This is a genomic window from Hymenobacter aerilatus, from assembly GCF_022921095.1.
In the GTDB taxonomy this organism is placed as follows: Bacteria; Bacteroidota; Bacteroidia; order Cytophagales; family Hymenobacteraceae; genus Hymenobacter; species Hymenobacter aerilatus.
In genome coordinates, this window is sequence record NZ_CP095053.1 from 2375644 (window position 1) to 2395282 (window position 19639).

Below are 19639 nucleotides of genomic sequence, written 5' to 3' on the forward strand. Positions count from 1 at the left end.
TGGAAGGAATCAACTGGTCAGTGGCCGGCTATTCAATTCCTACCTTTTGCTTCTTGATTTTCAAATCAAATGAAACCCAGCATACCGCAAGGTACCCGTGACTTTGGACCGGCCGTAGTAGCCCGCCGCAACTATATCTTCGGCATCATTCGCCGCACGTTCGAGAAGTTTGGCTATGCCCCGCTCGAAACCCCTACCCTCGAAAATCTGTCGGTGCTGACGGGCAAGTACGGCGAGGAAGGTGACCAGCTGCTGTTTAAGGTGCTCAACTCGGGCAACTTCCTGAAAAAGCAGAAAGGCGATGTCGTAAAAGAAGAAGTCACGCCCGACGACCTGCTGGCCGGCCCTCGCCAGGTGCTGCCTAAGATTGCCGAGAAAGGCCTGCGCTACGACCTGACGGTGCCCTTTGCGCGCTACGTAGTAATGAACCGTGGCACGCTTACATTCCCCTTCAAGCGCTACCAGATCCAGCCCGTGTGGCGCGCCGACCGCCCCCAGCGCGGCCGCTACCGTGAGTTCTACCAGTGCGACGCCGATGTGGTGGGCACCGACTCGCTGCTCTGCGAGGCCGAGATTGTGCTGATGATGTGCGAGGTACTGAACGGGCTGGGCCTGACGGAATTTACTATCAAGATCAATCACCGCCGCGTACTGAGCGCCATCTACCATGCGCTGGGCGGCGAGGGCACCGAAACGGCCCTGTTCACGGCCATCGACAAGCTCGACAAAATTGGGCAGGACGGCGTGGAGAAGGAGCTGCGCGACAAGGGTTTTGGCGACGACGCGCTGGGCCGGCTGTTTGCTCTGTTGGGCGTGGAGGGCACGTTTGGCGAAAAGCTGGAGCGCCTGCAAGCGGCCTTCGTGACGGCTGGCGTAACGCCCGAAAATGAAGACGGTTACAAAGGCTTGCAAGACTTAGCGCGGGTGCAGGAGCTGCTGCAAGGCTTCGGTTTCGCACAGTTCGACCATCTTGATTTCGACGTGACTCTGGCCCGCGGCCTGAGCTACTACACGGGCTGCATCTTCGAAATCAAGATCAACAACGTGAACATGGGCAGCGTGTCGGGCGGCGGCCGCTACGACAACCTAACCGGGGCCTTTGGCCTGCCGGGCGTGTCGGGGGTAGGCTTTTCCTTCGGCGTCGACCGGCTCTACGACTGCCTGGAGGAACTGCAACTATTCCCTACCGACGCGACGACTACTACGCGCTGCCTGCTTGTAAATTTCGATGCCGAGAGCGAAACCGCCGTGCTACCCGTGCTGCGCCAGCTGCGCGAAGCCGGCATTGCTAGCGAGCTGTATCCGGAGGCCGGTAAACTGAAAAAGCAGTTTCAGTATGCCGACCAGAAAGGCATTCCTTACGTGCTGCTGCAAGGCTCGGAAGAGCGGGCGGCCGGAGTAGTGAAGCTGAAAACCATGCAGACCGGCGAGGAGCGGACGTTGCCGCTGAGCGAAGTTGTGGCGGAGCTAAGCAACTAAGCGTATATGGCCGCTGATTTTCTTCTTTCTCCTACTACCCCCCTCACGCTGCCTACCCTGCGCACACTGCTGGCTGGCAATGCCCGCGTGGTGACGGCAGATACTAACGCCCCGGCCGCCACAACTACTCCTGTAGCCTCAGTAGCACCACTCCTGGCGGCCGCCTGCGGAGTAGGCGCCGAAGTACCGCGCGAGCTGGTGCGCCTTATGCTGGTGCTGCAAGCCGGGCAGCAGCAGCGTTGTGGAGCTTCAGCCGCCACCGTGCGCCGCCTGCTCGACTTCTACAACCGCGAGGTGCTACCTGTAGTCTACCAGCAGGGTGGCAACCAAGTAGGGCTGGCCCACCTGAGCCTGCCGCTGTTTGGCCTAGGCGAGGTGAACTACCAGGGCTACCGTCTGCAAACCCGCGACGTGCTGGAGCTATTCGGCTGGGCGCCTTTACAACTGGCCGATGCAGATGCATCGGCGCTTCTAGTCGGGTCGGGCTTCACGCTAGCCTACGCAGTGCAGGCCTGGCTACGGGCCGAGCATTTGGTGTGGGTGGCAGACAACCTCGGCTCCTTATCGCAGGGCAATGCAGACCCTGCACTTCCTTCCTCACACGCAGCTTGCCACGCAGCCCTGGTGTATGTACAGCAGCTGTTGGAAGAGGCGCTTACCGTGGCTCCTACCCCAGCTAATCAACAGCTTGCTACAAAGGAATCCTTAGCCCCACCAACCGACGCTTGGCTAGCCCTAGGCACGCTGCTACTTGCAGTGGCAGAGCTGGGTAGCCGCTCCGCATGGCGCACAGAACTTCTGCTGCGTAACGCGGCGCCTACCTTAACGGGCCTGCGCCACCCGGTTGGTAGTCTCGTGTACCAGAACACGCAACTAAGTGGCGGGGCGTCGGCAGGTACTGCCGCTGAAATAGCCATCAATACGCATCAGCTGCTCGACAATGCAGAGCAGCTGCTTGGCATTGAGCTACTTGTAATTTTGCAGCAGCCTACGCAATTGCCTGCCACAGCGCCGTTTTTAGCGGACGCACGCGAACAGCTACCAGTTCTTGCCGAGCACCAACTGCTATATCCGGCGGTGCACGCAGCCGCGCAATTTGTACATCGCTATATTCGACCTGAGCAGGCTATGTAAGTTGTACCCCTCTCCGAACTGTTCCAGACACGTAACCAGTCCCCGCCGCCGTTAGCATCCCGTGAAACTCTACCAACTCTTCCTGTGCGGCTTGCTGAGCATTGTTGGGCTGACGGCGGCGCGGGCACAATGTCCTACCTCGCCGCCCTCGGCGCAGGCGCGCTTTCGCTTTTTCGATGTCGAAACCAAGCAGGAAATCACCGGTCGGTTTCTGTGCGTGGGCAAACGTGTCCGGATTGTAGATGCCAGCACGCCGCGCTTGGTCCCGGGCCAGGTGTTTTACCAGTGGCAGACCAGCGTAGCGTGCCGGGGGTTCACGGATACCACTTCTTTTTACACCCCTACCACCGCCGGCCCGATTGTACTGACGGCTAACATCAACCAAAACCAAGCTGGCGGTGGCTCCTCGGGGCTGCTGGTAGCGTATCCGGCGTTTGAGGTGAAGACCTCACCCCCGCCTACCTTTTCGCTGGTGAGCTGCACGCCGGGCGCGGTGCAAGTCACCGTAACCGACGCTACCTACGACCGGTACACGGTGCAGGTAGGCAGCGGCACAGCGGTGGCGGCCGCCCGCAATACCACAATTACCTACCCTGTTCCGGCTGGCAGCCCTACTACTGTAACGGTGGCAGGCTACTACACAGCGGCTACCCTGTGCAGCAACTCGGCCACCCAGCCTTTCACGTCGCCCCCTCTGGCCCAGGCGGCCCGGTTTCAGCGGCTGAGCCTGACTGGTACTACGGCCCAGCTCACGTTTGCGGGGTTGCAGGCCGGGTATCAATACAGCTTGCAGCTGCGTGATGCAAGCGCACCCGGCGGCTACCGTACCCTCACGGCTCTTTCGGCGGCGGCTTCCTCCTACTCGCTCCCCAACGCGGCGGTACCGGGTTGCTACCGCCTGCTGCAAACGGACGCCTGCCAGCCCTCCGTTACCAAACTGACTTCCAATGAATTGTGCACAATTGGGCTGACGGCTACTGCCCAGAACAATCAGAATCTGCTCACCTGGGCCACCGACCAGGCCGGGCCTTTTGAGGTAGTGCGCGAGGGGCAGGTAGTGGCACAGCTACCCGCCGGCGCCACCCGCTACACCGATGCAGCCGTAGTATGCGGCACCAGCTACACCTACCGGGTCCGGACCGTTGGGAGCAGCGTATCCGAGTCGGGAGAAGCGCGCGCGACGGCCATTTCGACGGACGCACCGCCAGCACCGGTATTACTAGCAACGTACACGCTGCGCAACCAGATAGAGCTGTCGGTTGGTAGTGCTGCTGGGAGCAATGTGCAGTACACCTACCTACGCGATGCGTCGCCCCTGGCTACCACCACAGCCCGCCTATTGCGCGACTCTACCCAGGCCACACCGGCCACACTGGCACCAGCGTGCTACACGGCCACCGTGCGCGACGCCTGCGGTAACACCTCGCCTCCCAGCGCAGCCGTGTGCCCCGTGGTGCTGACGGCCGAGGCTACTACCGCCGAAGGCACCATCGTGCGCCTGACCTGGACGGCCCTCGGCGCCCCTACCCCTAGCGCGCCCGTTACCTACCGCCTGCTCACGCTGGCCCCCGACAATACGGTGCTCAACGCCCGCCCCGTGACCTTACCTACCACCCTCGACCAGCCCGCCGCCGACCAGCAGGTGCTGCGCTACCGGATAGAAGCCACGGGCGGTGGCTTGCCGGCACCCAGCTACTCCAACGTAGCCACCGTGCCCCGCCGGTTGCAAATAGTGATTCCTAACGCGTTTTCGCCCAACGGCGACGGCCAGAATGATGTATTCGGGGTGAAAGGACGCTTTTTGGGGAGTTTTCTGCTGGTAGTAGTCGACCGGAGCGGCCAGGAAGTGTTCCGGGCCACCGACCGTTCCCAGACCTGGGATGGCCGTATAGGCGGGCGCCTGCCCGTACCCGCCACCTACGTATGGCGCTTCGAAGCCACGGATGCCACCGGCCAGCGCACGGTGGACCACGGCACCGTCACGATTTTGCGCTAGCAGCTACCCTACCCTACCCTACCCTACCCTACCCTACTATGCGGCGCCCTCTGCCGAACGACTGGTAATTAACTGCACCAACAGCCGGCAGAGGTCGTCTTCCTCAAAGGGTTTGGTGAGGCAGGCATCCATACCAGCAGCCAGATAGCTGACCCGGTCTGCCTCAAAGGCGTTGGCCGTCAGCGCAATAACCGGCACAGTGGCCCGGCGCTTGTTTGCACACTGCCGGATAGCCTCCGTTACCTCCACGCCACTCAGGCCCGGCATCTGAATATCGAGGATAGCCGCGTCGTAGTCGTTTTCCTGCAACTGCGACAGCGCATCGAGGCCATTGCCCACGGCATAGACCAGCACGCCCCAGTGTTCCAGCATCACGGTGGCCAGCCACTGGTTCACCATGTTGTCTTCGGCCAACAGCACGCGCACACTGTGCAGCTCTGGGTAGCCGACCGTAGCAGGCTGCTCGGCTGCCTGACCGGTAGCCGCTGCGTCTTCGGCGAGGGGCAGTGTGAGCACAAAAGAAAACGTAGTGCCTTGGTTGGGCAAGCTACTCAGTATCAGTGTGCCCCCCATATAGCGCACCAGCTGCTCGCTGATGGCTAGTCCCAGGCCGGTACCACCAAAGCGGCGGCTGGTCTCAGCGCTGGCCTGCGTGAAGGTGCCGAAAATAGCCTCTTGCCGCTCGGGGTCAATACCGATTCCCGTGTCTGCTACCCAAAAACGAAGCGTCTGGGCTGTGCCAGTGTCAGCCAGTATGGCTACTCCTAGTTGTATGCTACCCCGCTCCGTGAATTTGATGGCATTGCTAAGCAGATTGAGTACTACCTGCCGCAGCCGGTAGGCGTCGCCGAGCAACCGCGGAACGGGCCTGTCATTTGGTGGTAGCACAGTTAGTTGCAGCCCTTTTTCGGCGGCCAGCGGAGCCACCGTTTCCACGGCGGCTTCCAGCAACATCTCCAGGCTGAAGGCTGCCTGATCAAGCTCCAGGTGGTCTGCCGTAATCTTTGCCATATCCAGTACGTCATTCACCAGTGCCAACAAATGCTGTCCTGCCCGCTGCATGGTGGTCAGGTACTCATACTGCTGCGAGGTGAGTGAGGTTTTTTCCAGTAGCGCAGCCATGCCCAGCACCCCATTCAACGGCGTTCTGATTTCGTGACTCATGCGGGCCAGAAACGCTTCCTTTGCCCTGGCGTTGTCTTCTGCTTCCTGCTGCGCCTTTTTCAGCGCCGTAATGTCGGTGCTGACAATCAGCAATTCCGACCCTTTGTCGGATTGCGGCAAGGGGTGCATGTAGGTTTGCAGTATGCACGCTTCGCCCGAGGTCATTTCCAGCGAAATTTCTGTCGTTAGAGATTTCTGCGACAGCATCACCTGCTGCCCGAGCCGATAAATCTGCCGGAGCTGCTGTTGCACAACGGCCGTTTGCTCATCTGCCGGCAGCATATGCTGGCTGCGGGCTGCCATTTCATCAAAGGCGGCGTTCCGAAATACCACTTCGTTCCGGATATTCTTAACGTAAATCACGCTAGGCAGCGAGTCTACAATCAAGCGGATAAAGGCTTCCTGCTCCCGCATACGGGCCTCGGCCTGACGCTGTCGTTCCTCGGCCGCATACCGGGCCGTGATATCAATACCCGACCCTACTACCATTTGCAGGTTGCCCGTGGCACTGATGACGGGGCGTAAGTGGCGTAGAATCCGTTTAGGACCGGTAGTAGTCTGCATGGTTTCTTCCCACAGCACATCGGCATGCGTTTCCAACGCTTCCTGAAAACGCTCTTTCCGCTCCTGCGCCAACTCGGTAGAGCGCCCCCGAAACGCAAAGTACTCATCACTGGTCATACCCAGTATCTGCTGACGCACCTGCGCATTAGAGATGGAAGAGGGATTGGTGAACAGGAAGCGGTGCTCATTGTCGAATACGGCCACATCAACGGGTAGCAGGTTCAGAATAGACTCGTAGAATTCCCGCTGCCGTGCCACAGCTTCCTCTGCTTCCTTCCGCTCCGTGATGTTCAGGCCCGAGCTGACGATCATGCGTACGGTTCCATCGGGCCCCGCAATGGCCCAACTGCGTCGCAACCAGTGCTGCGGCTTGCCAGTGGCTTGATCAATCACCTGCTCCTCCCACACCGACTCGCGCCGGTTGTTTATAGCTTCGGCAAAGGCCTGCTCGCGCTGCTCAATAACCTCCTCCGACCGCTGCCGCATCTGGCACACCTCCCGGGAAGTTCTGCCCAGCATCTGCTGCCGCCGCACAGGATCCGGCTCCACGGCAGGATTCACAAACAAATAGCGGTGTTCCACATCAAATACTACTACCCCTGCGGGCACTTCCATCAGGATTGTCTCGTAGAACAGCTGCTGCTCTACCAGCGCCTGCTTGGCCTGTAGTATCGTGGTAACGTCGGTTAGGTAGTATGTGACGCGGCTATCATTAGAGGTAGAAGCATCCACCACCAGCAGATAATGCCGCTCCCCCACCATCAGTTTTTGCAAGGGTTGCTCCAGCGCAGATGCAGCCAGCGTTTGCAGGCGTTGGGGCAGCGTGGCATGAGCCCGCAACAGTGCGGTTCCGGCTGCATTGGCCCACAGCAGTGTTCCATGCGCATCCGTTTGCAAAATGGGACTAATATTTTGTTCGGGAATGCGCGCCTGAGCACGTAGGGTGTCAAGTTGGGTGGTAGTAGCGACCAGTTGTGCTTCGAGCGCCACAATCCGGGCTTCGGCTGCGGCCAGTGCTTCTTCAGCCCGCAGCCTACCGGCCTGCTCGGCCGCAACATAAGCAGCACACTCTACAGGAGCGGGTGGTAACAGTGTATGCATATAATGTTATAACACCTAAACTAGTTAAACCCGGCGGCTGTAACAGTCGGCAGGTTCCATGCGTTTTTTTATCCACAAACTACGCCAATACGCTTTCAATTATAGCCTTTCCAAGGATAAACTGTGTCCTTCCCAATTTGGTCTATTGAAGCCATTTAGGCAGAGTACCATGCTGCCTTCTATCATTTGCGGCCGCATGGAAACACATACCCTACCCAAATAATTGCAGTAGCTTATATCGATAAAGCGCCTGGCGCTGTACAGTCTGGCACCCACGGGCTACAGTGCAATTTTTATGCATCTTCTGCCTGCTACCTCGTCGCGTCCAGTTGTCTGTACGGGCCGCTCTATACTTTCTGTTTGTGCATCCGTTGTTCTCTGAAGTAGATATGCGAAGACAGCACCCGTAAGCTTAAAAAGCTGTTTGTGCACTCCTCTGAAAACGATGCTCCGCTGCCTATATTGCTACATACCGTAGCTATGCCCGGTACAGGCTTTGCGGATGAAGTGCTACGTCCCACGTCATTTCGCGTAAATTGCGTCCCTGCTAGCGTGCCACCCCTTTGGTATGGGCACGGCTAGTGTTAGCCGCTGCTATTTGCTGCTGGCTACCAACTATTTCTTTTAAGAACCGCGTTTCCGATGAATACGCACAGATTCTACGACTATGTTTGATATGATGGGCATGATGGGCAAAGTGAAAGAGCTGCAAGAGAAAATGCAGCAGGCCCAAAGCGAGTTGCAGTACCTGACCGCCACTGCCGAGTCGGGCGGCGGGCTGGTGAAGGCGACAGCCAACGGGCAGCGCCGGTTGCTGAAGCTGGAAATCGACGAGTCGCTGCTGACCCCGCAAGACCGCGATATGCTGGCCGACCTGGTGGTGGCTGCCGTGAACAAGGTGATGGAGGAGGTAGGCGAGCAGGCCAAGCAGGAATTGAAAAGTAAAACCTCGGGCTTGCTACCCAACCTGCCCGGCCTCGACCTGAGCAACTTTGGCCTCTGATACTACCGCCGCACCCGGCCCGTGCGCCGACGTGGCCGTGGTGATTCTGAATTGGAATGGGCGCCGCTGGCTGGAACAGTTTCTCCCCACCGTGCTGGCCCACGCCGACGGCGCTACGGTGGTGGTAACCGACAACGCCTCTACCGACGACTCGGCGGCCCTGGTGACGCGCTTTTTCCCGCAGGTTAGGCTTATCCAAAATGCTCATAACCTGGGCTTTTGCGAGGGCTACAACCAAGCGCTGGAGGAGCTGCACGCCACGGCCTCGTTTCGCTACTATGTGCTTCTAAACTCCGATGTGGAGGTGACGCCGGGCTGGCTGCCCCCACTACGCGCCCTGCTAGAGCAACAGCCTAAGGTAGCCGCCGTGCAGCCCAAAATCCGACAGTACAGCTCTGATGCCGCCACCCGGCAACAGTTTGAGTACGCGGGGGCCGGCGGCGGCTACCTCGACCGCCTGGGCTACCCCTTCTGTCGGGGCCGCCTGTTCGATACGCTCGAAACCGACCGTGGTCAGTACGACGACCTGCGCCCTGTGGCCTGGGCTACCGGCGCGTGCCTACTGGTGCGCGCCACAGCCTGGCATGCTATGAGTGGGTTGGATACAGCCTATTTTGCCCATATGGAGGAAATTGACCTGTGCTGGCGCCTCTGGAATGCCGGGCACGAGGTATGGTACCACGGCGGCAGCACCGTATTTCACGTAGGTGGCGGCACGCTGGCCAAATCCAACCCGCACAAAACCTACCTCAACTTCCGCAACGGCCTAGCACTGGTGTACAAAAACTCTCCGTCCGCCGAGCTACCAGGGGTGCTTGTGCAACGCTTTTTACTTGATTGGGTAGCCGCCCTGCGCCTGCTTACACAGGGCCAGGTAGCCGACTGCCGAGCCGTGCTACGGGCGCATTGGTATTTTGTGCGTCACGTGCGCCAGTGGCGGCAGCGACGCCAACAGTTTCCGCCCCGGCTACGCATCGACGAGCGTCCCGGTGTATATCGGGGTAGTTTGGTGTGGGCTTATTTCGCCAAGGGCAAGCGCGCGTTTCCGGCACTCACCAGAAAATTATTCAACAAAACGTAGTAGTTTCTTCACAGAGGACGCGCTCTTTACTGCATCAAACAATAGAATACAAAAGGCCCGCGAAAGTTGGTTCGCGGGCCTTCTGATCATGCTGTTTAGTACGTGGCCTGCTTACAAATCCCATACGGTGTAGCGCTGCCGACGCATGGCCTGGCGCACGTTCATCCAGAACGCCAGCACGAAGTACAGCACGATGGGCGAGCCAAACGTAAAAAAGGACGCGTAGACAAACGACAAGCGCACGCTGCTGCGGGAGAAGCCCAAGCGGTTTCCCAGCGCATTGCAAACGCCGAAGCTCTGCTTTTCGATGAAATCCGTAATTCGCCTCATGGTTTCTCGTTCAAGTAAGAGTGTATACTACTCTAGCAGAAATTCAAAATAACACTATTTCGCGCAGGTTGCAAGCCCAACAGCGCAAATCGGGCGAAAACGCAGCCTTTGGGCGGGCTTTTGCGTTTGTTGACCGACCTTTCGTCTGCTTTACCTTCACCGTATGAGAAACTCGCCGCGCTTTGTACTTGCTTTCCTGACCGTAGCCGTCTGTGTGTTACCGGGTTGTACGTTGCCCCGGATGCTAAAGGTTGCACAGGCCGGACAGCAAGTGCGCGTGGCGCCGAGCGTATTAGAAAGCAACGGCGAAAATGTGTTGTTTGAAGTGACGGCGAAAGTACCCGCCCAGCACCTACACAAGGGCGCCGCCTATCAGTTGCAATTTTCTTACCGCTACGACAATGGCCTGTACCAGGACACAATAGGAACGCTACGCTTCATTTCGGGTGAGTACGTGTACGACGACTCTGTGAAAAACCAGCTGGTGATTCGGCGGCAGCTGTCGTTTCCGTATGCGGCGCGCAAGTCGCCGGGCGAGCTTGTGGTGCAGCCGGTGGTTCGTGAGCTGAAGCCGGGCGGCAAGCAGCTGCCGGGCAAATCCTTTGTGGCCGCCCGCGGCATCGTCACGACCGACCGCCTGGTGGTGCGCGAGGATACGGCTATTGCCCTCCTACCCGAATCGGTGAGCAACAACATGAGTGGCACGCGGGTGCTCCCGTTTTTCTTCGATGCGGGTCAAGCTAAAATCCGCAACTACTTGGGTACCAACGTGGCGGCGCTGGAAGATTTCATTGAGGCCAACCAGCACACCGAAAAGGTGATGATTGCCGCCGGCCACTCGCCCGACTCCCTCGACCGCCACGACCCGCGCCTGGCCGACAAGCGCGTGCGTGTATTATTAGACTACTACAAGCACCGCGTCGACACAGATTCCTACCTGAACTCGGTCAAGAATATCGACTTTGAAACTCAGGCCTACCACCGCCGGTGGGACCTGTTTCTGACCAAGGTGCAAAGCTCGGCCCTCAAGCCGGCGCAAATCGACTCGGTAGTACAGCTCATCAACGACACACCTGGCAGCTACGCCCAGAAGGAACAGAGCCTGCACCAGCTCAGCTACTTCGACTACATCGAGCAGTATATCTACCCGGTGATGCGCTTCGGCACAGTGGCCGTGCGCTATACTGCCCCCAAGCGCTACGACTCAGAAATCTACCTACTCTCCAAGAAAATTGTGGAGAAGCAAACCGAGTTGGATGCCCTCACGCCCGAAGAACTGCGCTACTCGGCTCAACTTACCCCCTTGCTGGCCGAAAAGCAGCGCATCTACGAAACGTCAGCGGCGGCTACGGGTAGTTGGCAGTCCTACCACAACCTGGCCGTAGTGCTGCTGCAACGCGCCGAGAAAGAGCCCACCGATAAAGTACGGCGGGCCTACCTCCGCCGGGCGGCCGTCAACTTCACGCTGGCGGCACACCGCAACCCCACGGCCCAGCAGTTTTTCTACGTAGCCACCGCCTACCACCGCGCCAACGACCGGCTAGAAGCTCTTCAAAACTACGACTACGCCATTAAATTGGGAGGACCGCGCCCCTTACTGGAAAAGGTTTTTGCCGATAAGGCAGCCCTGGAAATCGAAATCGGCCAGCTCAGCGACGCCTACGCCAGCCTGGGCTACTCTGGCATCTCCTACCAAAACACGATGAACCGGGCGCTCATCTACCTACTGAAAGGCAACTACCCCGGCGCCGCCGATATCTACCAGCAAGCGCTGCAGATGCGCCCCCAGTCCCCGCTGGTTCATTATTGTCTGGCTGTGGTAGCCGCCCGCCAACACGACGAAGCAGCAGTAGGCTCCCTGCTCCGCCAAGCCGTACAGCTGGACCGCAGCTATGCCAACCGCGCTGTGGTAGACTTGGAGTTTGCGGAGGTAGCCAAGTCGAAGGCGTTTTTGGAAGCGGTACGGTAGGGGCGCCGTGCAGGCGCCTGTCGTTGCTGCTGCTCTTGTTCGACTGCCCCAAACGAACCCTATCCCTATTCCCCCAGAATCCGTCCTACCGTTTGCACGACGTTTGTCAGATGTTCAGACAAGAGCATGTTCACTCGCTGGCAGCTCATGGTAGTAGACCAAGGATGGGCAGTGCTCCTGCACCCCGCATTGCCAACGGTATGGTTAGCGGCTTGCGGGAGGGAGAAAGGGTAACAGTGTCTCTTTACTCCGGCGATACTTCTAGCGTTAGCACCTGGCCACCAATTTGCCGCAGACGGGTCAGGTACGCATGCGGCTCCAGGAGTTGATAGGGGAAGTATAACCCCGCCGGAACCGCAGGCTGGCCGTCTAGACCGAGCAACCGCTCCAGCAGCAAGACTACACCGAGAGCCGTCAACGGCATTTGTCCCTGCGGGTGCACCACCGCGTGCCGGGTGCGCAGCGGTTGCCCTGCGTGGTCTTCCCCGGCGAGGTCAATGAGGATTTCTGTCGACATGGGCTCTCCCTGGCGGCGGGAGGAACTCACACCAAACGCTAGCTTAAACTGTACGTTCGGCGCGCCAGTCGCCGTAGCCAGGCCGAGCACGTCATAAAAGGAGAACGAGTCCGCTTGTTGATCGGTACCATCCACGGCGCGAAAGGAGCTTTTGGCCTCGTCACCTACTTGCCAGGCAAAAGCCCCATCACGCCGAACAAGTGCCGCAGGCATAGTCTTGGTTTGGCGCTCAAAGTCTTCGTAGCCGGCTGGCCCCGTCACGTCTTGCTCATCGAGCAGCGCACCAATCGTAATGGCGTGAACCTGACCAAACGCTTGGGTAAATTGCAGCGTGGGCACGGTAGTAGCACCGACCAGCCATTCCGTACCTAGAACAACGGGGGACGCCTGCGGTTGGTGCATGTAGGTGGCTACCTCGGGACCCATCTCGAAGATGCCTGCCGAAATGCTCACGTGTGGGATGCCGCGAGCTTGGGCAAAGCGAAGCGCGGCAAGGCGGTGGTCCGTGAATAAAACCACTACGGCACTCACTTGGCGTTGCCCTACGCCTAGGTCTTCGGCGGCAAGAGCCAGTGCAATGCCTTCGGCGCTGGGTAGCGTGGCTCCAGCTTCCTGTGCTTTAGCCAGGTCACGGCCGCCCAATAGCAGAGGCACTTCTGGATGGGCATCATAAAGCAACTGGGCTACCCAGCGGCCAACGGTGCCAGAACCACCGACTAAAAGAATGGGATTTTGTACCATAGAAAATGCAAATAGGTATTGAGTACTTTTGACAAATATACCTACTATTAGTAAGTTACCAAAAGTAACTTACTAATAGTAGGTTATTAAGCCTCTTCGTAAGCAGAGATTATACCTATGACTCACTCTTCGGATACTGAAGCCCCTAAGCGCACCACCAGCAGGCTGGCAAAGGAGGAGCGGCGACACCAATTGCTTGCTACCGCGCTTGTTATCATTCGGGAGGAAGGCGCTGACCGTTTAACATTAGGCTATTTAGCAACTCGGGCCGGCGTGTCGAAGCCTATTACATACGAACACTTTGCTACTCGTGTGGGGCTGTTGACCGCGCTCTATAAATTACTAGATGAGCAGCAGTTACACGTATTGCAAGAAGCGTTGATATATGTTCAGCAAAATCTGCGGGATACAGCAGATGTGCTCGCCACCGCCTACATCCACTGCTCTGTCGACACAGGGGGTGAATGGCACGCAGTAAGGGCAGCTTTGGCAGGCAGCGAAGAAATGGGGGCAGTGCAGCAGGAACTGCTAGCCGGTTACGTCCAGTTGTTTAGCACCACTCTGGCTCCTCATAGCTCCTTAGCCCCAGTTGCATTACATCGGTGCTGCGTGGGGCTAGTTGGTGCCGGCGAGGCCCTTTCGGTGCTGATGCTAAGCGGACAGTGTAGTGAGTTGGAAGCAGCCACTGCTTTTTCCTCCTTAATACAGGGCGGCCTCCTGCTTTCGCCTCAACGCTGAGCGTAGGTATTGCAGCAAGCAGCAATCAAGGCCAATGCTGACTCTGCGGAGGGTAGACATACACCGTAAAAACAGATGCTTACTCTATGAAACTATCAAACTTTACGATTAAAAGCTTTACTGAGCTAGAATGGCCTAATGGAGGCTATGCAGATTTGCATAATGATTTCTTATCCAACCAATTAGCATATAAACCTCAGGCTGCAAGCCTAGTTCTATTCTGGACAAAATCGACAGGAGAATGGGCAAAACAAGTTCAGATTGCCTCTCTCAAGATTGTCTTTACAAACGTCAACTTCTTGCGAGTAAGGGAACGTGAGGCGGCCTACCCATTATCGGAGGATGAATGTTTATCTGAAATTGGCTGGTCTCCACCAGATGAGAAAGACAATTTTGACAGCTTTTACCCTGATCAAAACGCTCCCTCCACTTACGACTTACTTATTGGCTTTCACAGTGAATGGGCCATTAAACTTAATGCTGATAATGCTCAGCTATTTATCGAGACTCTTTGAGCCTACCACCCTACCCCTGTAACACAAGCGCAACATGGGTATACCCTCAAGGTCCTTCGATGCACTCAGGCCGACAAACGAGTAGGCACGAATCTGATTTGCCCAACCCGGCTACTCGTCGTAGCTTTACGGGCCGGATATTGCCGGTTTTTCTGTTTTCTGATTGTTGTCATTTACTGTCTATGCGGACTATTCAATTCCGGGAAGCCCTGCGCGAAGCCATGACGGAGGAAATGCGGCGCGATGAGCGCGTGTTTCTGATGGGCGAAGAAGTTGCCGAATACAACGGCGCCTACAAAGTGAGCCAGGGTATGCTCGACGAGTTCGGCCCGGAGCGCGTGATTGATACGCCGATTGCCGAGCTGGGCTTTGCCGGTATCGGGGTAGGCGCGGCGGCCAACGGCCTGCTGCCCATCATCGAGTTCATGACCTTCAACTTCTCGCTGGTGGCCATCGACCAAGTGATTAACTCGGCTGCTAAAATTTACTCCATGTCGGGTGGGCAGTATTCCTGCCCCATCGTGTTCCGTGGGCCTACGGGTAGCGCGGGCATGCTGTCGTCGCAGCACTCCCAGAACTTTGAGAACTGGTTTGCCAACACGCCCGGTCTGAAAGTGGTAGTTCCTTCGGACCCCTATGACGCCAAAGGCCTGCTGAAATCGGCTATCCGCGACCCCAACCCCGTGATTTTCATGGAGTCGGAGCAGATGTACGGCGACAAAGGCGAAGTACCTGAAGAAGAGTACCTGCTGCCTATCGGCAAGGCTGCCGTGAAGCGCGAAGGCAAGGACGTGACGCTGGTGAGCTTTGGCAAAATGATGAAGGTAGCTTTCGGCGCTGCCGAAGAGTTGGCCAAAGATGGCGTAGATGTGGAGGTAATCGACCTGCGTTCGGTTCGTCCTATTGATTACGATACCATCATCGAATCGGTGAAGAAAACGCACCGCCTCGTGATTGTGGAAGAAGCCTGGCCCCTGGCCAGCATCAGCGCCGACATCGCCTTCATGATTCAGCGCCGCGCCTTCGACCATCTCGATGCTCCCGTGGAGCGCATCACCTGCGCCGACGTTCCCCTACCCTACGCCCCTACCCTCATTGAGGCTTCGCTGCCGAACGTGTCGCGGGCTATCAAGGCCATCAAATCCGTGATGTACGCGGAGAAATAGAATTGCATTTCATAAGCGTGTCATCCTGACGCAGGAAGGACCTTATCCAGCTGGAACACTATGTTCGACTGAGATAAGGTCCTTTTGCGTAGCAAAAAATAGCTTTCTCTTATCCTACCCTCTTTTCTCTTCACCTATGAACTACCGCCTGAGCACCCGTCTGGAGCAGTTGGAACGTGCTACAGAACGCCTACTTCAGTCGGCGGAGGCGCTGGGCGAGCGGGCTTACCAATCGCCAGGATCGGGGAAGTGGTCTGCAGCGCAGGTAGTACAGCATTTGCTGGTGTCGGAGACGGGTATTAATCAGTACTTGGAGAAGAAAATCCAGGAGGCCGAAGGGTTGCAACACGCCGGACTTGGGCATTTCTTGCGCAGCCGGTTGCTGCGCGTGTTGCTACGAGCACCGTTTCTGCGCTTCCAAACGCCTGCCTACCTCACGGCTAAAACGCCCATCACGGCCCCACCCCTACCCGAGCTACGCCAGCAATGGGCCAGCGTGCGGCGACGACTGGAGCAAATTCTGAACGAATATCCAGAGCAGCTGATGCGGCGTGCCATCTTCAAACACCCGCGCTCAGGCATGCTCACCATCGCTCAAACGCTGGATTTTATGGTCGACCACGTGCTGCATCATCAAAAGCAGATAGAGCGGATTGAGAAAATGGTGAAGTTGTGAATGGCAGACGCTTGTCATCCTGAGTGGAGCGAAGGACCTTTTCACGTGTGAACGACGGTCATAATAACGACTCGTTCTGGTGTGACAAGGTCCTTCACTGCGTTCAGGATGACAGCTGAATTTTTATGTTCTTTTCTCCCTATTTCGCTTCTTTCACAATATCCTGATAGCTCTCGTGGCGGGCAGCGGCAGTCATAGCAGCGGCTAGCTCGGCTGGCGGCACGGTGAGCTTACGACGCTGCAAATCCAACCAAGCACCATCTACGGTGACGGTGGCCGCTACCACGCCATCGGGTTTGCGAATAGTATGAATGATGCGCCAGCGCGAACCATCGGCGTTCAGGCCAGCCACTTCCGACGATACGGTAATGGACTCACCCAGGCGTACTTCGCGCAGAAAACGCGTGTCTTCCCGAAACAGAATCGGTCCTAGCTGGTGCTCGGTGAAATACTTCATCGTAAAACCGGCCTCGGACAAATATTCCAGGCGGGTATGGGCGGCGTAATCAGTGTAGGCGGAGTGGCGCATGTGGCCGTTGGGGTCCATGTCGGCCCAGAGGGCAGTGTAGGTTTTTTCGTAGGCGGGCATAAGAGCGTGATGGATACAGGAAATGTTGCGGGATAAAACGCGTAAGCACCCTGGTTGTTCAAAAAAACAGCCCCATTGAATTTTCAACGGGGCTGTTTTCTGCAATGTGCATCTGTCCCCTACCCTTTATCAAATAGCAGGGTCGGTGGGCACGTTGGGGTTGGTGAGACGCTCCTGCTGCGGGTAGGGGTAGAAATTGCGCGTACGCTCTACCAACAAAGCCAGCGGGATTGGACGGCTCAGGCGGCGGCTATCGGGCAGGCGCAGGCCGGTCATGAACAGCTCGGCGGCCCGCTGCCGATAGATTTCCGCGAGCAGCGCATCGGCCGTAACGGCGCCGGCGTAAGCCGGTAGGCTAGCCCCTACCCCAAAGGCATCGGCGCTGGAGGCCTGGGTACGCACGGCGTTGATGAGCGTAACGGCCTGCGCCAAGTCGCCGTTCTGGCGCACAATGGCTTCGGCCTGAATCAGGCGCATCTCATCGGGAAGATACACTGGAATGGCGGTGCTTTGCGTGGTGAAGGAACCTGCCACGGAACGCAGCGTGTCGCGGCCCAGCACCGGGTCCGATACTACATCGGTTGGGTTGGTAAGGTAGAAGCACAGGCGCGCATCGCGGCGGTTTACCAGTGCGGCGGGCACTCCAAAGAGGTTGCGCGGCCGGAAGTTGCGTCCCAGCACAATGCTCTGATAAATGGGGTTTGGGTTCTGCGGATTGTATTGGAAAGTTGAGCGGCTACTCAGATTCACCACAGCGGCAGCGGCGGCGGCCTCAGCGTAATTGCCGGCGGCTAGGTTGTAGCGCGCCCGATGGGCATTGATGGTGTTGGCTAGGTCCAGCGTACTGGCCGTTACCTTGGTCGTAAACTCGGCCGAGGGCGCGGTAGTGGTAATCAGCTGCTGGGCTTCATTGAGCAAGCGGATGGCCTCGGCCAGCAGCTGTGCGCGCGGCACAAACGTGGCCTGCCCCGAACGGTCGGAGTTGACGGGGGCCTGTTCGAAGTATTGGGCCAGCGTACCCAGCGCAATGGCTTTAAATAGGTTAGCATGAGCCAGTACGGCGTCGCGGGTGGCGTACCAGGCGACCATCCTTCCAGAATTTTTCCTCCGACAGCTGGTAGGAGCCGCTGGCTTTGAGGTAGCGCTGCCAGTTGCGGTCCTGGTTGATATTGTCGTAAAAAGGCGAGGCGGCATCGAAGCGGATGGCGCCGGTGAGGTACACACGCTGCCCCAGGCCAAAGGTTTGCTGCAAGAAATAGCCTTCTATGCGGCGCTCGGCCCGGTAGTCATTGGCCAAGTAGGTGCCGTTGAAGTTTCTACCCCCGTTACCAGCTGTTGCGAGGCAATGTTGGTGAGCAGCGTGCGGTCAAACTGCTAGGTGCCGCCCAGCGAGGTAGTCGATTCCAGCCAGTCAGGAAGGTACGGCGGTAGCCCAGCGTCAGGTCGTTGTTGTACTGCAGCACCGTTTGGTCCCCACGGCAGGCATAGCCGGCCGCGTAGGTAGGCGTGGTGTTGCCGGGCGGAATAAAGGCCGTGCCAATCTGGGTGTAGGTATCAAAACCGAACACGTTGTCTATCGTGAAGCCCTCAAACGGCGTCAAATTCAGCTGAACGTCGCCAATCAGGCGCGAGGTGCGCTGCTGGAATTTGAAGCGGTTGATGGCCTGCAGCGGGTTGGTGCGCGTCACGATACTGGTAGGCGTAGTGCTAGGGTAGACGCCCGTGGCCTCGTTGGGCCGTGGGTTGATGAAGTTGTTGCTGAAGATAAAGCCTGTGAGGGCTCCGTAGGCCTCGTTGATGCCACCATTGGGCACCTCGTTGCTGGTACTAAGGGTGTAGCTGGCCCCACCCGACACACTGGCCCAGTTGGTAAGAGTCTGCTGCAAGCGCAGGCGGCCGGTATTACGGTTGAAATCGGTAGCGTCGATGATGCCCTGTTTTTAAAATAGGAGCCCGACAGCGTATACTTTGTGTTCTGACTGCCGCCGGATACCGAGGCGTAATTTTCCGTGCCCACGGCCGTCCGGAAAATCTTATCCTAGTAGTCATAGCGCTCTGCGGGTACCTGCGTCAGGTCGGTAGCGGTGGTATTGGCAAATCGGAGTGGGTACTGATTGTAGTCCAGCTTATTGCGCAGCTTCGACACGATAAACTCGCTGGAAACCGTGACAGAAGGCTTGCCTTCCTTGCCGCGCTTCGTGAAGATCTGCACCACCCCGTTGGCCGCCCGCGAGCTATAAATGGCCGCTGCCGCCGCACCCTTAATGACCTCGATGCGCTCAATGTCGTTGGGGTTGATATCGGCCAGGCGGTTTTGGGCGTAGCCGCCTAGATCCAGTAACTCGGGCGAGTCGTTGTTGATGATAACGGTATCCACCAAATACAGCGGTTCCGACGAACCCACGATGGTACTAGTGCCGCGCAGACGCACCGAAATGCCCCCGGCCGGATTGCCCGAGTTCTGCGAAATCTGTGCGCCCGATATCTTCCCCTGCAAGGCCTGGTCTATTTGGGTAGGGGCACCGGCGGTCAACTCGCGGCTGCCTACCGTACTGATGGCGTTGCCGAGCTGCTGCTTGCTGGTAGCCACCGAGTTACCCGTTACCACTACCTCTTTCAAGCCAATCAGGTCCTGCCGCAGCTGCACGTTGGCCGTCATAGTGGGGTTGTTGCCCAGCGTGATGGTTTGCGTGCTATTGGCGTAGCCTTCCGAGCTGACAACCAGCTGATAGGTGTCCGGCGCCACAGCGGCCCGCAGGTCGTAGTTGCCGAACGCCAGCAGCTACCAACCGGCAGCCCCACGGGGCGGCCTACCCAGATGCTCAGAAAAGGATGCGTAGAGTTTACTCATGCACTACAAAAAGTTAGGGTGAAAA

General features: G+C 57.9%; 18 protein-coding genes. 10 read left to right on the top strand and 8 right to left on the bottom strand.

Annotated features, from left to right (window positions below):
• Positions 1-69: 69 nt before the first annotated feature.
• The 3 genes from hisS (at position 70) to MUN82_RS10180 (ending at position 4609) form a co-directional block, all read left to right on the top strand.
• On the top strand, positions 70-1479 hold the full coding sequence (hisS, locus tag MUN82_RS10170) for a histidine--tRNA ligase (protein WP_245097191.1): 1410 nt from the start codon (positions 70-72) through the stop codon (positions 1477-1479).
• Between the two features lie 6 nt (positions 1480-1485).
• The gene (locus tag MUN82_RS10175) at positions 1486-2613 is read left to right on the top strand and encodes an aromatic amino acid lyase (protein ID WP_245097193.1); all 1128 of its coding nucleotides are present in this window, start codon (positions 1486-1488) and stop codon (positions 2611-2613) included.
• A 61-nt stretch (positions 2614-2674) separates the two neighbouring features.
• Positions 2675-4609 carry a T9SS type B sorting domain-containing protein gene (locus tag MUN82_RS10180; protein ID WP_245097195.1) on the top strand — a complete coding sequence of 645 codons (1935 nt, stop codon included), beginning with the start codon at positions 2675-2677 and terminating at the stop codon, positions 4607-4609.
• A gap of 36 nt (positions 4610-4645) precedes the next feature.
• On the opposite strand, the gene MUN82_RS10185 is transcribed toward MUN82_RS10180, so the two are convergent.
• Complete coding sequence (locus MUN82_RS10185) at positions 4646-7438, bottom strand: PAS domain-containing hybrid sensor histidine kinase/response regulator (RefSeq protein ID WP_245097197.1); 2793 nt, start codon at positions 7436-7438, stop codon at positions 4646-4648.
• Positions 7439-8105: 667 nt separating this feature from the next.
• Between MUN82_RS10185 and MUN82_RS10190 the strand changes: the two genes are divergently transcribed.
• Together MUN82_RS10190 and MUN82_RS10195 are read left to right on the top strand one after the other, a co-directional pair.
• Positions 8106-8441 (top strand): YbaB/EbfC family nucleoid-associated protein, encoded by a 336-nt coding sequence (locus MUN82_RS10190; RefSeq protein ID WP_245097199.1) that lies wholly within the window; start codon positions 8106-8108, stop codon positions 8439-8441.
• Positions 8431-9522, top strand: coding sequence for a glycosyltransferase family 2 protein (locus MUN82_RS10195; RefSeq protein WP_245097201.1), 1092 nt, complete (start codon positions 8431-8433; stop codon positions 9520-9522). Before MUN82_RS10190 ends, MUN82_RS10195 begins: the two co-directional genes overlap by 11 nt.
• A gap of 111 nt (positions 9523-9633) precedes the next feature.
• On the opposite strand, the gene MUN82_RS10200 is transcribed toward MUN82_RS10195, so the two are convergent.
• Positions 9634-9852, bottom strand: coding sequence for a PspC domain-containing protein (locus MUN82_RS10200; RefSeq protein ID WP_185283241.1), 219 nt, complete (start codon positions 9850-9852; stop codon positions 9634-9636).
• Between the two features lie 241 nt (positions 9853-10093).
• On the opposite strand from MUN82_RS10200, the gene MUN82_RS10205 reads away from it, so the two are divergent.
• Positions 10094-11821 carry a tetratricopeptide repeat protein gene (locus MUN82_RS10205; protein WP_245097203.1) on the top strand — a complete coding sequence of 576 codons (1728 nt, stop codon included), beginning with the start codon at positions 10094-10096 and terminating at the stop codon, positions 11819-11821.
• A gap of 244 nt (positions 11822-12065) precedes the next feature.
• Here MUN82_RS10205 and MUN82_RS10210 read toward each other — a convergent pair whose 3' ends face one another.
• Positions 12066-13079, bottom strand: a complete 1014-nt coding sequence (locus MUN82_RS10210; protein WP_245097205.1) for a Rossmann-fold NAD(P)-binding domain-containing protein — start codon at positions 13077-13079, stop codon at positions 12066-12068.
• Between the two features lie 117 nt (positions 13080-13196).
• Between MUN82_RS10210 and MUN82_RS10215 the strand changes: the two genes are divergently transcribed.
• From MUN82_RS10215 to MUN82_RS10230, 4 genes are all read left to right on the top strand, one after another.
• Positions 13197-13817, top strand: a complete 621-nt coding sequence (locus MUN82_RS10215; RefSeq protein ID WP_245097207.1) for a TetR/AcrR family transcriptional regulator — start codon at positions 13197-13199, stop codon at positions 13815-13817.
• Between the two features lie 86 nt (positions 13818-13903).
• Positions 13904-14332, top strand: coding sequence for a hypothetical protein (locus tag MUN82_RS10220; protein ID WP_245097209.1), 429 nt, complete (start codon positions 13904-13906; stop codon positions 14330-14332).
• Between the two features lie 182 nt (positions 14333-14514).
• Complete coding sequence (locus MUN82_RS10225) at positions 14515-15498, top strand: pyruvate dehydrogenase complex E1 component subunit beta (RefSeq protein WP_219158344.1); 984 nt, start codon at positions 14515-14517, stop codon at positions 15496-15498.
• Between the two features lie 136 nt (positions 15499-15634).
• On the top strand, positions 15635-16174 hold the full coding sequence (locus MUN82_RS10230; RefSeq protein ID WP_245097211.1) for a DinB family protein: 540 nt from the start codon (positions 15635-15637) through the stop codon (positions 16172-16174).
• Between the two features lie 139 nt (positions 16175-16313).
• On the opposite strand, the gene MUN82_RS10235 is transcribed toward MUN82_RS10230, so the two are convergent.
• The 5 genes from MUN82_RS10235 to MUN82_RS10255 all read right to left on the bottom strand — a co-directional run bounded on the left by MUN82_RS10235 (position 16314) and on the right by MUN82_RS10255 (position 19509).
• Positions 16314-16763 carry an acyl-CoA thioesterase gene (locus MUN82_RS10235; RefSeq protein ID WP_245097213.1) on the bottom strand — a complete coding sequence of 150 codons (450 nt, stop codon included), beginning with the start codon at positions 16761-16763 and terminating at the stop codon, positions 16314-16316.
• A gap of 129 nt (positions 16764-16892) precedes the next feature.
• Entirely contained in the window at positions 16893-17852 is a 960-nt protein-coding gene (locus MUN82_RS10240) for a RagB/SusD family nutrient uptake outer membrane protein (RefSeq protein WP_245097214.1), read from the bottom strand.
• Entirely contained in the window at positions 17806-18060 is a 255-nt protein-coding gene (locus tag MUN82_RS10245; RefSeq protein ID WP_245097216.1) for a hypothetical protein, read from the bottom strand. Before MUN82_RS10245 ends, MUN82_RS10240 begins: the two co-directional genes overlap by 47 nt.
• Positions 18061-18088: 28 nt before the next feature.
• On the bottom strand, positions 18089-18649 hold the full coding sequence (locus MUN82_RS10250) for a hypothetical protein (RefSeq protein WP_245097217.1): 561 nt from the start codon (positions 18647-18649) through the stop codon (positions 18089-18091).
• Positions 18650-18801: 152 nt separating this feature from the next.
• Positions 18802-19509, bottom strand: coding sequence for a TonB-dependent receptor plug domain-containing protein (locus MUN82_RS10255; RefSeq protein ID WP_245097219.1), 708 nt, complete (start codon positions 19507-19509; stop codon positions 18802-18804).
• Positions 19510-19639 lie beyond the last annotated feature (130 nt).